Annotated in this window: 14 protein-coding genes and 1 tRNA gene; 1 reads left to right on the top strand and 14 read right to left on the bottom strand. The window is 62.9% G+C overall.

Annotated features, from left to right (window positions below; all coding sequences use genetic code 11):
* Positions 1-76 precede the first annotated feature (76 nt).
* The 14 genes from DDE77_RS06435 to DDE77_RS06370 all read right to left on the bottom strand — a co-directional run bounded on the left by DDE77_RS06435 (position 77) and on the right by DDE77_RS06370 (position 12203).
* The gene (locus DDE77_RS06435; RefSeq protein WP_281261293.1) at positions 77-1543 is read right to left on the bottom strand and encodes a S41 family peptidase; all 1467 of its coding nucleotides are present in this window, start codon (positions 1541-1543) and stop codon (positions 77-79) included.
* 7 nt (positions 1544-1550) lie between these two features.
* On the bottom strand, positions 1551-3050 hold the full coding sequence (locus tag DDE77_RS06430; RefSeq protein ID WP_108396638.1) for a murein hydrolase activator EnvC family protein: 1500 nt from the start codon (positions 3048-3050) through the stop codon (positions 1551-1553).
* Between the two features lie 102 nt (positions 3051-3152).
* Complete coding sequence (gene rlmH / locus DDE77_RS06425) at positions 3153-3632, bottom strand: 23S rRNA (pseudouridine(1915)-N(3))-methyltransferase RlmH (protein WP_108396637.1); 480 nt, start codon at positions 3630-3632, stop codon at positions 3153-3155.
* Between the two features lie 9 nt (positions 3633-3641).
* Entirely contained in the window at positions 3642-4034 is a 393-nt protein-coding gene (rsfS, locus tag DDE77_RS06420) for a ribosome silencing factor (RefSeq protein ID WP_210204352.1), read from the bottom strand.
* A gap of 179 nt (positions 4035-4213) precedes the next feature.
* Positions 4214-4855, bottom strand: coding sequence for a nicotinate-nucleotide adenylyltransferase (locus tag DDE77_RS06415; protein ID WP_342748550.1), 642 nt, complete (start codon positions 4853-4855; stop codon positions 4214-4216).
* Positions 4856-4961: 106 nt separating this feature from the next.
* On the bottom strand, positions 4962-6203 hold the full coding sequence (locus DDE77_RS06410; protein ID WP_108396929.1) for a glutamate-5-semialdehyde dehydrogenase: 1242 nt from the start codon (positions 6201-6203) through the stop codon (positions 4962-4964).
* 25 nt (positions 6204-6228) lie between these two features.
* Complete coding sequence (gene proB, locus DDE77_RS06405; RefSeq protein ID WP_108396636.1) at positions 6229-7368, bottom strand: glutamate 5-kinase; 1140 nt, start codon at positions 7366-7368, stop codon at positions 6229-6231.
* 157 nt (positions 7369-7525) lie between these two features.
* The gene (gene obgE, locus DDE77_RS06400) at positions 7526-8569 is read right to left on the bottom strand and encodes a GTPase ObgE (protein WP_108396635.1); all 1044 of its coding nucleotides are present in this window, start codon (positions 8567-8569) and stop codon (positions 7526-7528) included.
* Entirely contained in the window at positions 8556-9101 is a 546-nt protein-coding gene (locus DDE77_RS06395; RefSeq protein ID WP_108396634.1) for a GNAT family N-acetyltransferase, read from the bottom strand. The genes obgE and DDE77_RS06395 overlap by 14 nt, the downstream gene beginning before the upstream one ends.
* Positions 9098-9625, bottom strand: a complete 528-nt coding sequence (locus tag DDE77_RS06390) for a GNAT family N-acetyltransferase (protein ID WP_108396633.1) — start codon at positions 9623-9625, stop codon at positions 9098-9100. Before DDE77_RS06390 ends, DDE77_RS06395 begins: the two co-directional genes overlap by 4 nt.
* Positions 9622-10140 carry a GNAT family N-acetyltransferase gene (locus DDE77_RS06385; RefSeq protein ID WP_108396632.1) on the bottom strand — a complete coding sequence of 173 codons (519 nt, stop codon included), beginning with the start codon at positions 10138-10140 and terminating at the stop codon, positions 9622-9624. The genes DDE77_RS06390 and DDE77_RS06385 overlap by 4 nt, the downstream gene beginning before the upstream one ends.
* Positions 10141-10355: 215 nt before the next feature.
* The gene (gene rpmA, locus DDE77_RS06380; protein ID WP_108396631.1) at positions 10356-10625 is read right to left on the bottom strand and encodes a 50S ribosomal protein L27; all 270 of its coding nucleotides are present in this window, start codon (positions 10623-10625) and stop codon (positions 10356-10358) included.
* A 12-nt stretch (positions 10626-10637) separates the two neighbouring features.
* On the bottom strand, positions 10638-11195 hold the full coding sequence (rplU, locus tag DDE77_RS06375) for a 50S ribosomal protein L21 (protein WP_108396630.1): 558 nt from the start codon (positions 11193-11195) through the stop codon (positions 10638-10640).
* 237 nt (positions 11196-11432) lie between these two features.
* Entirely contained in the window at positions 11433-12203 is a 771-nt protein-coding gene (locus DDE77_RS06370; RefSeq protein WP_108396629.1) for an MBL fold metallo-hydrolase, read from the bottom strand.
* A gap of 242 nt (positions 12204-12445) precedes the next feature.
* Between DDE77_RS06370 and DDE77_RS06365 the strand changes: the two genes are divergently transcribed.
* Positions 12446-12535: transfer RNA gene (locus DDE77_RS06365), tRNA-Ser, on the top strand.
* Positions 12536-12975 lie beyond the last annotated feature (440 nt).

Genomic DNA, 12975 nt, shown 5'->3' with positions numbered 1-12975 from the left:
ATGATCCCGTCAGCAAAGGGGCAGGGCAGCCAGCTGGCCACCCCGCCCCGTGATTTCTAGCATGCGCCGGCCGGGCTCATTCCGGCTTGGGCGGGAAGGCCGGGTTGGTCTCCTCGCCATTGATAAGGCGGATGGCATATTGCAGCTGCGCATCATCGGCGGCCTCGGGCGGCACATAGACCGAGGAGCCGACGGTGGTTTCCTCCTGGCCTTCGATGGTGATGTGGCCAGCAAGCCCTGCTTCGCCGATGATCTCGTCGCGGCCCTGGAATTCCTCGGGCACGACCTGCTTGATCTCGATATCGGGCGTGATGCCAAGCGCCTGGATGGAGCGGTTGTTGGGCGTGTAGTAGCGCGCCGTAGTCAGCCGCATGGCGCCATCGGGGCCAAGCGAGATGATGGACTGCACGCTTCCCTTGCCAAAGGAGCGCGTGCCCACAAGGGTTGCGCGCTTGTGGTCCTGCAGGGCACCGGCGACGATTTCCGAAGCGGAAGCCGAGCCGCCATTGATCAGGACCACCATGGGAACATCGGCCAGTTCGGCATCCAGCGGATCGGGCTGGGCGTCGTAGCGGGCGGATTCTTCGGGTACGCGGCCGCGGGTCAGTACGACGGCACCCTGCTTGAGGAAGGCGTCGGCGACATAAACGGATTGGTCGACGAGGCCGCCCGGATTGTTGCGCAGATCAAGGATTATGCCCTTGGGGGCTAGGTCGTCCCGTTCGGCGTAGATGTCCTTGATGGCCTTTTCGATGCCGACAAAGGCCTGTTCGGAGAAGCGGGACAGGCGCAGGACGGCCACGTCGCCTTCCATGGTCCAGCGCACGGCGCGCATGGCGATGGTGGCGCGTTCGAGCTCGAAGTTCAGCGGCTCAGGCACGCCTTCGCGGGCGATGGTGATCTTGACCTTGGTGCCGAGGGGGCCACGCATCTTGCCCACGGCATCGTCCAGGGTCAGACCCTGAACCTGGGCGCCGTCAATCTCGATGATGAGGTCATTGGCCATGATGCCGGCGCGGGCGGCGGGGGTGTCATCGATGGGTGAGACCACCTTGACCACGCCTTCTTCCATGGTGACTTCGATGCCAAGACCGCCAAATTCGCCCGAAGTATCCTCGCGAAGATCATTGGCGTCGGCCGGTGGCAGATAGCCGGAATGAGGGTCAAGCGAAGTCAGCATGCCCTGGATGGCGGCGCGGATCAGCTCCTGCTCGTCGGGTGGATCGACATATTCGGCGCGGATGCGATCAAAGATTTCGCCAAAGAGATTGAGGTCGGAATAGATCTCGAGTGGATCGCGCGGGGCGGCGGCGTTTTCCTCAGGGGTTGGCTCGGGCTCCTCGCCGCTGGGCGATGGCTCTTCGGCGGGGGCTTGGTAGGGCGCCTGGTCTGGTGCGGGCACGGGGGCAGGCGCGGGCTCCTGCTGCACCGGAGCGGGCTCGGGAACGGGCGTTGGCGCCGGTTCTTCCTGGGCAATCAGCAAGCCTGCAGGCAGCGACAGGGCCAGAGCGATGGCCAGCGTGCGAAGGGGGGTAAGGCGCATGAGGGTTCTATCCACTCTGTGTCGGGGTCGCCCACCAGCCGGTGGGATCGACGGGCTCGTTGTTTTCTCGAAGTTCAATATAAAGGGTCGGCTGGGCCGCGCCAGCGCTCGTGGTGACGGTGCGCCCAATTGTGCGTGATCCCATGGTGCCCAGCGGCATGCCCATCTGCACGAATTGGCCGATATCCACGGTTACGCTTTCCAAGCCCGCCAGAAGCATTGTGTAGTTCTGGCCCGTATTGAGAATGACGATTTGGCCGTAATTGAGATAGGGGCCTTTATAGAGCACCCAACCATCGGCCGGAGCGACCACTTGCGCTTCGGCGCGGGTGACGAGGGAGAGGCCCTGGTTGATGCCGCCAAAGCCGTCATTGGCGCCATAATCGAGCACGGTGACGCCATTGGCGGGCATGGTGAGATAGCCGCGGGCGCTCGCAAAGGGGATGGCCGGTTCGGTGCGGGCAGTGTTGGCGAGGGCCAGCTGGATCTGCTCGCCTGTCAGGGGCGGTGCATCGGGGTCGATCGGTTCGGCAGCGCGGGTAGCGGTCGCCACCGAGGTGATCTGGGTCGAGAGATTGTCGATCAGTTCCTTGAGAGAAGTAGCGCGATTTGCCAGTTGCATGGCCTGCTGTTCTTCAGCCGTCAGCTCGGCGCTGCGGGCGGCAAGGCCCTGCTTGCGGGCAGCAATCAAGGTTGCGATGCGCAGCTGTTCTTCTTCGAGAACGGCATAATTGGCCTTGAGGGTTGCTTCTTCGGCAAGAGCTGCGGTCTTGATGCCGGTCAGTTCCTTGAGGTCCGCGGTGACCGCTGCGGCCTTGGCCTGCAATTGGGGCACGATGGCGGAAATCAGGATGGCGCTGCGGGCCGAGCCTAGTGCGTCGTCGGGATCAACGATCAGGGCGGGCGGGGGATTAAGCGAGATGCGCTCGAGGGCTGCCAGCACATTGGCGATCTCGGCGTTGGAGCCATCAAGGCGGCCGCGAACTTCGAGTTCGGATAGGATCAAGGCGTCGAGCCGGGCCTCGACATCGGCGACCTCGATCTCGGCCAGCTTGACGCGCTGCGCTGCCGCGATAAGGGCGGCGTTCTGGCGGGCGGCGTCGCCTTCCATGGCGGCGATCTCGGCCTTGAGCTCGTCGATGCGCTGCTGGCTGAGGGTTATGGAGGATTCGATTGCTTCGAGATCAGCCGTGGTTGGGATGGCCGGTTCAAGCGCCGTTGGTGCAGCCTCAGCGGGCGGCGGTGGAGTCGCCTCGGTGGCTGGCGGAAGGTCTGTCTCGGCAGGAGCAGGCGCCGCCTCGGGAGCGGCAGGAGCTGCGGGTTCTATCGGCGCAGGGGCGGGTGGTGCTGCGTCGGGCAGCGGAGCTGTGGGAGCGGCGTCTACCGTTGGGGGAACAGCTGGCGGCGGCACGGCCTCGGTTTGTGCCAGAAGAGGCAGGGCGGAAACACCAGCCAGCAGCACGCCAGCAAGCCACAGCCCTACGCTTTTGCTCCAGCCAAGCGCCATTCCAACTCCATGGGAGGCGCTTCGGCCCCGAATCAGTGACCGCACCATAGCAAGCAGAGCACAAAGCATAGGTTAACGCGCCTTAACCATGCCGTGAGCGGCTTATTCTCGGTGGTAGGGGTGGCCGGAAAGGATAGTGGTGGCGCGGTAGAGTTGTTCGGCCAGCATGATGCGCACCAGCTGGTGTGGCCAGGTGAGTGGGGAAAAGCTCAGCACCAGATCGGCTTGGCGTACGAAATCGGGGTCGAGGCCATCGGCGCCGCCGATCACAAAGCTGGCGGCGGGGCGGCCATCGTCGCGCCAGCGGCCGATTTGCTTGGCAAAGGCTTCCGAGCCGATGGATTTGCCACGTTCATCGAGCGCCACGACGATGCCGTCGGGGAGGGCGGCGTGAAGGTTTTTGGCTTCTTCGGCTTTGCGGGTTGCCGCGGCGGAGGCACGGGATTCCGTGAGTTCGGAAACCTCGAAGCCTGTCAAAGCCAGCGGCTTGCCGCTGCCGACCGCGCGCTCAAGATAGCGCGCGACCATTTCTCGCTCGGGCCCAGCCTTCATCCGGCCGACGGCCGCTATGGCAATCCGCATCCGAAAAGATCAGTGCGCGTCGGCCGCGAAATCGGCCTGCCACATCTTTTCGATGTTGTAGAATTCGCGCACTTCGGGACGGAAGATGTGGACGATCACATCGCCAGCATCCACCAAAACCCAATCGCAATGCGGCAAGCCCTCGACACGCGGCTTGCCGAAGCCAGCATCGCGCAGGGCGTTGATCATCTGGTCGGCCACGGCACCGACATGGCGCTGCGAACGGCCCGACGCTACGACCATGTGGTCGGCGAGCGAGGATTTGCCGGTGATATCGACCGCCACGACCTCTTCGGCCTTGGCATCATCAAGGCATTCGAGGATCACATCGATCATGGGGCGTTCCGGATTTGCCACGACGGCATCTGGAGCGGAAATGGTGTTCTCGGGCAGCGCGGCCATCAGCAATGGCCTTCCGCCCATGACAATGCATGGGTCATGCGTAGGGTCAGCATCCTTGGTTTGTTGATCGGAATGTGCACGCGTTCTGTAAACGGCAAGCAATCAGTTCCTGTTCCGGTGACTATCATCACGCAAAGGCCAATATGCGCTCTCTGCGGGCTTTTCGCAAGGTTGGCGGCTTATTTTGCATTATTCCCACCTCGCAGCGCCCGAATGGCCGACGACGAGAGGGTGGATTGCTGGCCATGGAGATAGACCCAGGCGGGGGGTGGCATAAGAGCTAGCCGGGGCGCGTCGCCCTCGTCCACACGCCAGCGGCCCAGGGCATTGGCGGCGCGGGAGGCGAGAGCAGTGCCAGCGGAACCAGGCCGCACATAGACGGCAATGGGCAGCATCTGGGCGATTTCGCGCCAGCGCTCCCAATGGTGGAAATTGACCAAATTGTCGGCACCCATGATCCAGACAAAGCGCCGGTCTGGCATGGTTTTGGTGAGGAACAGGATGGTCTGCCAGGAGTAGGTGAAGCCATGGGCGGCTTCGAAACCGGTGACGCGGATTTTTGGGTGGGCGAGCGATTGCCGGGCGGCCTCGACGCGATCGGCAAGTGGGGCGAGTTCGCGGTGATCCTTGAGGGGATTGCCGGGGGTGACGAGCACCCAGAGCTGGTCAAGATCCAGGCGGCGAAGGGTTTCTTCGGCCACGAGGCGGTGACCCTCGTGGACGGGGTTGAAGCTGCCACCGAACAGGCCGATGCGCATGCCGGGGGCCGAGAGGGGCAGCTCGGTTATGCCAGGGATGCGGATGGGGTGGCGCAGGGTCAAGGAGCGCTCGGGGTGTTTGCCATGTGGTGGCTTGGTGTCACGACCTCGTGGTTCGACGGGCTCACCATGAGGTCTACTAGGTTGATCTCCAAAGCCTTTTTATTCGTCACGGGCGGGTCTGGCCGTTGCCGCGGATGCGGTATTTAAAGCTGGTGAGCTGTTCAACGCCGACGGGGCCGCGGGCGTGCATTTTGCCGGTTGCGATGCCGATTTCACCGCCGAAGCCGAATTCGCCGCCATCGGCGAACTGGGTGGAGGCGTTGTGAAGGAGGATCGCGCTGTCGATCTCGCGGAAGAACTTTTCGACTGACGCAGGATCTTCAGAGATGATCGCTTCGGTGTGGTGGCTGGAATAGTGCTCGATATGCGCGATGGCGTTCTCGATGCTGTCGACCACTTTGACCGAGATGATGGCGTCCTCGTATTCGGTGCGCCAATCCTCTTCAGTGGCCGTTTTGGTTAGCGGACTGTTAGCGTTGACTGTCGCATCGCCGCGGATTTCGCACCCTTTTTCCGCAAGGGCGTTGAGAATGGGAGCAAGGTGCGTTTCGAGGACATCCTTGTGGACCAGGAGCGTTTCGGCAGCGCCGCAAATGCCGGTGCGGCGCATTTTTGAGTTGAGGGTGACGGTGACGGCTGTGTCGAGATCGGCCGATTTGTCGATATAGACGTGGACGAGGCCCTCGAGGTGCGCAAAGACGGGGACGCGGGCTTCGTCCTGGACGCGCGCGACGAGGGTCTTGCCGCCGCGGGGGACGATGACGTCGATATTGCCGTCGAGGCCCCGGAGCATTTCGCCAACTGCAGCGCGGTCGGTGGTGGGGACGAGCTGCACGCATTCTACGGGCAAGCCGGCGAGGTGGAGACCATCAAGCAGGCATTCCACAAGGGCGTGGCTCGAATGGAAGCTGTCGCTGCCGCTGCGCAGGATCACGGCATTGCCCGACTTGATGCAAAGGGCGCCGGCGTCGGCGGTGACATTGGGGCGGGATTCGAAGATTACGCCGATCACGCCCAAAGGGGTGCGGACGCGCTCGATATGCAGGCCATTGGGGCGGTCCCACTCGCTGATGGTGGTGCCGACGGGATCGGGCAGTTCGGCGATGGTCTGGACGGCCTCGATGATGCCGTCGATGCGCTTGTCGTTGAGTTCCAGGCGATCAAGGAAGGCCTTCGAAATACCCTTGGTGCGGGCGGCTTCCATGTCCTTGGAATTGGCCGCGAGGATCTTCTTGCGGTGGGCGTTGATGGCACCAGCGGCGGTGAGGAGGGCGGTGCGCTTCTGCTCGGGTGTTGCCAAGGCAAGGGCCTTGGCGCCGATCCGGGCGTTGCGGCCGATCTCGGCCATGATCTCGTTGATAGGACGATCAGCTTCAAGCGCGCTCACTTGTATCCTCCTTGGTGCCGACCAGCACCAGATTGTCGCGGTGTATCAGGGCGGCGCGATTGCCGGTGCCGAGCAGTTCGAGGACGGCATCGCTCCGCTTGCCCATGACGAGGCGAGCTTCGTCGCTGTCTAGCCCGGCCAAACCGCGGGCAATCTCGGTGCCGTCCGGGTTGAGGACGGCAATGGCGTCGCCGCGCTCGAATTCGCCCGTCACTTTGGTGACGCCGATCGGAAGGAGCGACTTTCCGGTCTGCAAGGCACCGGCGGCACCGGCATCGACCGTGAGAGTGCCGGCGACGGCGAGCGTGCCCATGATCCAGCGCTTGCGCGCCTGGGCGCGGCTTTGCGCGGGATGGAACAGGGTGTGGCGGCCGCCTCCTGTCAGGGCCTTAAGGGGATGATGCTCGGTGCCCTTGGCGATGATCATGGCGGTGCCGGCGAGGGTCGCGATCTTGCCCGCTTCCACCTTGGTGGTCATGCCGCCGCGGGAGAGGTGGCTGGCTGCACCGCCGGCCATGGCTTCGATGGCGGGGGTGATGGCGCGCACTTCAGGGATGTGTTGGGCGTCCGGGTCCTTGGCGGGCGGAGCGGTGTAAAGGCCATCGATGTCGCTGAGGAGCACGAGACAATCGGCCTCGATCATGGTCGCGACCCGCGCCGAAAGGCGGTCATTGTCGCCATAGCGGATCTCGGCGGTGGCGACGCTGTCGTTCTCGTTGATGATGGGAACGGCACCGAGGCCTAGCAAGGTCGCGATGGTGGTGCGGGCGTTGAGGTAGTAGCGCCGCTCTTCGGTGATGTTGGGGGTGATCAGGATCTGGCCGGTGACAATGCCGTGCCGGCCCAGAGCCTCGGCCCAGGCTTGGCTGAGGGCAATCTGGCCGGCGCTGGCGGCAGCCTGGGATTGTTCCAAGGTGAGAGCAACGGCGGAGAGGCCAAGCAGGCCCCGGCCCAGCGCAATGGCGCCGGAGGAAACGATCACGATCTCGCAGCCGGAGGTCTTCAGGGCCGATATGTCGGCGGCGAGGTCGGCGAGCCATTGGGCGCGGAGCTTGCCGGCGGGATCGACCAGGAGGGCGGAGCCGATTTTTATGGTGAGGCGGCGATAGGGGGCGAGGGCGTTCATGGTGCCGCGAACTCGATATGCACCCTCCCCCTCGCGGGGAGGGATAGGGTGAGGGGCTGCCAGTGTCGGAACATCGTGGCTAGTCCGCACCCCCTCCTAGCCTCCCCCGTCGAGGGGGAGGTACGGGCCGGTGTTTGCTCGACCATTCGGCTCAAGATCAAGGTGTCCAATTGGGTTCGACCTTGCGGCGGGCGGCTTCGAGGCGCGCGGCTTTTTCGGCGTCCAGGGTCTCGATCACGGCATAAAGGACCTTGTCGGTGCCCTGGCCGGTGACGCCAGAAACCTGCAGCACATCGGCCTTGCTGAGCTTTTTGAGCGTCTTGACCTTTTCCTTGAGCGCATCGGGCTCGATGGCGTCGATCTTGTTGAGCACGACCAGTTCTGGCTTTTCGGCCAGGAGTTCGTTGTAGGCGGCAAGCTCGTTGCGGATGGTTTTATAGGCGGTCTTGACGTCCTCCTGGGTGCCGTCGATCAGGTGGATCAGGACGCCACAGCGCTCCACATGGCCCAGGAACCGGTCGCCAATGCCGGCGCCTTCACTGGCGCCTTCGATGAGGCCGGGAATATCGGCCAGAACGAAATCACGCTCGCCGATGGACACCACGCCAAGATTGGGGTGGAGCGTGGTGAAGGGATAATCGGCGATCTTGGGCTTGGCGGCAGAAACGGCAGCCAGGAAGGTCGACTTGCCGGCATTGGGCAGGCCAACAAGGCCAGCATCGGCAATGAGCTTGAGACGCAGCCAGACCCATTTCTCGGTGCCGACCTGGCCGGGATTGGCATGGCGCGGCGCCTGGTTGGACGAGGTCTTGAAATGGGCATTGCCGAAGCCGCCATTGCCGCCGGACAGAAGGACGACGCGCTGGCCAACTTCGGTCATGTCGGCGATCAGGGTTTCGTTGTCGTCCTCGAACACTTGCGTGCCGACGGGAACGCGCAGGACGATGTCCGCGCCATCGGCGCCAGTGCGGTTTTTGCCCATCCCATGGGTACCCGTCTTGGCCTTGAAGTGCTGTTGGTAGCGATAGTCGATGAGGGTATTGAGGCCGTCGACGCATTCAAGCACGACATCGCCGCCGCGCCCGCCATTGCCGCCATTGGGGCCGCCGAATTCGACGAATTTTTCGCGCAGGAACGAAACGGCGCCAGCGCCGCCATCGCCTGAACGGATATAGACCTTGGCCTGGTCAAGGAACTTCATTTTTTCTGGCCTTCCAGACGCTGCGCGTCAATTGTGTGTCGATATGCGCCACCTCGGCGCCGCGCGCAAGGCAGAGCAGGGTGGAGCGGCCGATTTCGGTAAAGCCCAGCTTGGTCTGGATCGCCAGCGAGGCCGCGTTGAAGTGAAAAACGCCGGAATAAACGACCGGCGCGGGCGTGGCCCGGAAGAACCACTCAAGGCTTGCCTCCACCGCTTCGCTCATGATGCCGCGGCCCCAAAACGGCTTGCCCAGCCAATAGCCGATGATCGGACCCTGCCGGCCAAGGTGGAACCCCACATGACCCACAAGGCCATGGCCGGGCAGCTCGATGGAGAAATTGGTATCTTCGGCCGGAAGGTTCGGCCGGCGCGTGCGCAGCCAGGCCTTGGCATCACTGAGATGGTATGGATAGGGCACGCGCGCAAGATTGCCGGCCACATCGAAATCGTTGAGATAGCGCGCGATGGGCTCGGCATCACCGAGTTCGGCCGGGCGCAGCAGAAGGCGTGGGGTTTGCAGGGTTACGTTCATGGCGCGCTCCAGCTCATGATCAGCAAAGGCTTGCCAAGGTGACGCTCAACTTTGCTGGTGGTGTGTTCCAGGAGGCGGAAACCGCATTTTTCGAGCACGCGAATGGAGCCTTCATTGTGGGCCAGAACACGGGCGCGCACTTCGGGGATGCCAAGGTTTGATGTCGCCCGGAGCAGGGCCGATGCGGCTTCGGGCACGATGCCCTGACCCCAGAAGGGTTCGCCCAGCCAATAGCCGAGTTCGGGTGGCTCGTTCTCCATGAACTTCATGCCGACGACGCCCAGCAAGCTGTCGTCCGTTGCTTGTGCAATGGCATAAGATTGTGCCTTGCCCGGCGCACCCAGGGTATTCAGGAACGCGCGTCCGTCATCCTCGGTATATGGGAAAGGTATGACGGCCGTCGGCTCGACGACCTTCCAATTGCCCAGCAGATCAACGAGGCGCGGCAGGTCGCCGGAGTTGGGAAGGCGCAGCACGAGGCGATCGGTTCTGATTGTTGCGGGCAGGCCGTTTCGGGCGCTCATCGCTGGCTCCTCTCCTGCCAGCGCTGGCGCGTTAGGCGCGTGATCACATGTTCCACATTGTGCTGCAGGGTATGGGAGAAGCGCATTTCACGGCCTTCTTCGGCAAAGCCGAGCTTGCGCTGGACGGCCAGGGACGCCCCATTGTTGTGGTGGGCGCTCGAAACCACAAGATCGGCATGGCTCTCCCGGAAATGCCAATCCAAGAGGGCCGTGGCCGCTTCGGTCATATAACCCCGGTTCCAGTGCGGGCGGGCAATCCAGAAGCCGAATTCGCTTAGGAGCGATACAGCCCCGATGACACCCTTGTTGGGCAGCTCGATCACCAGCATGGATTTCTCGGGCGTGGCAGGGCGGGCCTGACGCAGCCAATCGATGGCCATGCCCAGCGTATAGGGGTAGGGGACGCCCGAAAGGAAGCGGGCGACGTCATATTCGCCAACGCCCAGGGCATAGCAGGGCGCATCGGCCAGGGTTGGCTCGCGCAGGGTGAGCCGGTCGGTCGTGATGGATATCATCTCCCTCTATCTCCTCCATGGAGATGGCCGGAGCGGAACCCCTTGGCCGCTCGGATTGGGGTCGTGGCGATCATGGCGGCGGCGCGTTTGGTCTGCATGGTATGGGCTCCAGAACGAAGAAAGGGGAACCGGCGGACCGGTTCCCCTTTGATATCGCTCTAGATCAAACACGAGCCGGGGAACTGGTCACCGGCCGGGCTTGAGGACCTGCCGGGTTATTCGGCGGCCTCTGCTGCCGGAACAACAGAAACAAATACCTGGCTCTTGGCGCGGGTACGGAAGGAAACATTGCCATCAACCAGGGCATAGATCGTGTGGTCCTTGCCCAGGCCAACGCCCGTGCCAGGATGCCACTTGGTGCCGCGCTGGCGGATGATGATGTTGCCGGCAATAACGGTTTCGCCGCCAAACTTCTTGACGCCGAGACGACGGCCAGCGGTATCACGACCGTTGCGGGATGAACCGCCTGCTTTTTTGTGTGCCATCTGTTTTAGTCCTTATTCCTGGTCGGCCTTGGGAGCAGCCTTCTTGGCTGCGGCCTTCTTCGCCGGCTTTGCGGCGGCGGTGTCTTCGGTTGCTTCAGCCTTGGGTTCGGCCTTCTTGGTCGACTTCTTGGCTGGAGCTGCCTCGGCCGTATCGGCAGCGGCAGGCGCTGCGGCAGCCTTTGGTGCCTTCTTGGCAGGCGCCGGAGCTTCGCTCACGCTTTCGGTAGCGCCAGCAGCCGCGGCGGCCTTGATGGTCGGCTGGGCGCCGCCGGTCAGGATCTCGGTGATGCGCACGGTCGAGAGCAGCTGGCGGTGGCCATTGCGGCGACGATAATTGTGGCGACGGTTCTTCTTGAAGATGATGACCGTCTTCTGCTTCTTGGTTTCAAGCAGTTCGGCAGCGACCAGCGCGCCTTCAACGAGCGGAGCACCCACTTCATCGCCCACCATCAACACCTGGTCAAAGGTGACGATGGAGCCGGCTTCGGCATCGAGCTTTTCAATCTTGAGAACGTCGTTGGCGGCAACTTTGTACTGCTTGCCACCGGTCTTGATCACGGCAAAAGTCATTCATTCAACCCGGCGCGTCAAACGCCCGGTCCCATTTTTGTCGCGCTCTGTGGCGCCGCAGGGTCTTCTGATAGCCCTTGAACCTGCGGTCTTCGTGCGGCCGGCGACTAAACCGGCGGGCAGCCTCGAACAGCGTTTTACGAACAAAGAACGCGCGCCAGTTGGAGCCAGCGCGCATTTCCGGGGGTGCTTATCCCCGCAAAGGGGGCAGAAGTCAAGCCTTTGGGCCCGGTCCGATCAGCCCTGGCCGTTGGGATACCAGTTGAGGAGGCGCACTTCGGTGCCATCCTCCACGTTGGTTTCCAGCACGGACAGGTCGCTTTCCCCGTAGTGATAGGGATAAACAATGCGCGGCTTGAAGGTGTTGATGGCTTCCACGGCCTGCTCGGGGGTCATGGTATAGGGCAGGTTCATTGGCAGGAAGGCCGCCTCGATGCCGGAAAGCTCCAGCATTTCGGGGGTGGGTTCGGTGTCGCCCGCGACATAGATCACCTTGTCGGCAAAGGTGATGAGATAGCCGTTGCCGACGCCGACCGGATGGTACTGCATGCGGTCTTCGGTGATGTTGTGGGCGGTGGTGGCTTCCACGGGCAGGCCTGCATGGTCGGTGGTGCCGCCATTGGCGATGGCTTCGGCTTGGCCCTTCAGGCTTTCGGGCAGTTTGTCGAACACGTCCTGGTTGGCAATAATCGGGGCGGAGCCGGCGATGGCCTCAAGCGTGGGCACATCGAAATGGTCGCCGTGGCCGTGGGTGATCAGGATCGCGGTGGGTGCGGGCAAGCCTTGGTAGAGCTCGGCGCCGCCGACTGGGTCGACATAGATCACGTGGTCGCCATGGGTGAGCACGACGCTCGCGTGCTCGATGGGGTGGACCGAGATGTCACCATCGGCAGTGGGGATCGTGTCGGCGGCATGGCCGGCGTGCTGCGCCCAGGCAAGGTGCGAAGCGGCAAACGAGGCGATGGGCAGGGCGGCAAGTGCAGAAACAACGGCGCGACGTTGAACCATTGGTATTCTCCCATGAAAAAGATGCTTGCTGGAAACGCTTGGGGTAAATCCCTGGATTGGTGGTGACGCAAAAGTGAGGTGTGCCGCGCTGGCGCGGGGATGCTGGAAGGATTGCGCAGGCACCAGGCGTCATGATTGTCCCACCCAAAGCTCACAAGGGGTGTTGCGGGCTTCTCATTGCTATGTCATAAGCCCGCCCGTGTCGACCAGCGGGCCAATCCCATGCGCCCGTTCGATCTCGCGGAGAGATGGCAGAGTGGTTGAATGCACCGCACTCGAAATGCGGCATAGGGGCAACTCTATCGGGGGTTCGAATCCCTCTCTCTCCGCCACTCCCTCCAATAAAAGCTGTTCGCGCAGTGACTTGGCCCTATGTGGCTTTGCTGCCCTAGCGCTTGCCCTATCAATCAGTCGCCGTGCTGTGGTCACCTTATAAACTCGCAACTCTACGTGATGCTTCGGTGGTAAGATCACATTTGGCTGTAAGTGGCGTGTTCGACTCGGCTGCTCAGCGCCCCATTTCCGCCGTTCAGCCTGCGGTTTCGTGTTCCCGAAAGCTGCCGGTCCGCTCTGGGCGCGCCAACGTCGCAGACGGGGTGGATTCTTGCCAGACTGCTTCTGGCGGCGGAATTGGAAAAGCGGTCATTCAGGTGACCGCTGCACTTCTACAGGAACACGCGCTCAATCCAGCCGTCCAGGCAAGCTTTTGCCTTACGATGAAGAGGACGTTCGGCGTGTGTCTGCAATGAACGGCAACCTCGGGTCGCGCGGA

Origin of the sequence: Devosia submarina, assembly GCF_003056345.1 — a bacterium.
GTDB classification, from domain to species: Bacteria; Pseudomonadota; Alphaproteobacteria; order Rhizobiales; family Devosiaceae; genus Devosia; species Devosia submarina.
Note: the sequence above shows the minus strand (reverse complement) of the source record. Positions and strands in the feature narration are given on the sequence as shown.

What these genes read in the sequence shown, in the direction of transcription:
- DDE77_RS06435 (WP_281261293.1), bottom strand. Translation starts at nt 1,543, where the DNA reads ATGCGCCTTACCCCCCTTCGCACGCTGGCCATCGCTCTGGCCCTGTCG.
- DDE77_RS06430 (WP_108396638.1), bottom strand. Translation starts at nt 3,050, where the DNA reads ATGGCGCTTGGCTGGAGCAAAAGCGTAGGGCTGTGGCTTGCTGGCGTG.
- rlmH (WP_108396637.1), bottom strand. Translation starts at nt 3,632, where the DNA reads ATGCGGATTGCCATAGCGGCCGTCGGCCGGATGAAGGCTGGGCCCGAG.
- rsfS (WP_210204352.1), bottom strand. Translation starts at nt 4,034, where the DNA reads ATGGCCGCGCTGCCCGAGAACACCATTTCCGCTCCAGATGCCGTCGTG.
- DDE77_RS06410 (WP_108396929.1), bottom strand. Translation starts at nt 6,203, where the DNA reads ATGGCCGAGATCGGCCGCAACGCCCGGATCGGCGCCAAGGCCCTTGCC.
- proB (WP_108396636.1), bottom strand. Translation starts at nt 7,368, where the DNA reads ATGAACGCCCTCGCCCCCTATCGCCGCCTCACCATAAAAATCGGCTCC.
- obgE (WP_108396635.1), bottom strand. Translation starts at nt 8,569, where the DNA reads ATGAAGTTCCTTGACCAGGCCAAGGTCTATATCCGTTCAGGCGATGGC.
- DDE77_RS06395 (WP_108396634.1), bottom strand. Translation starts at nt 9,101, where the DNA reads ATGAACGTAACCCTGCAAACCCCACGCCTTCTGCTGCGCCCGGCCGAA.
- DDE77_RS06390 (WP_108396633.1), bottom strand. Translation starts at nt 9,625, where the DNA reads ATGAGCGCCCGAAACGGCCTGCCCGCAACAATCAGAACCGATCGCCTC.
- DDE77_RS06385 (WP_108396632.1), bottom strand. Translation starts at nt 10,140, where the DNA reads ATGATATCCATCACGACCGACCGGCTCACCCTGCGCGAGCCAACCCTG.
- rpmA (WP_108396631.1), bottom strand. Translation starts at nt 10,625, where the DNA reads ATGGCACACAAAAAAGCAGGCGGTTCATCCCGCAACGGTCGTGATACC.
- rplU (WP_108396630.1), bottom strand. Translation starts at nt 11,195, where the DNA reads ATGACTTTTGCCGTGATCAAGACCGGTGGCAAGCAGTACAAAGTTGCC.
- DDE77_RS06370 (WP_108396629.1), bottom strand. Translation starts at nt 12,203, where the DNA reads ATGGTTCAACGTCGCGCCGTTGTTTCTGCACTTGCCGCCCTGCCCATC.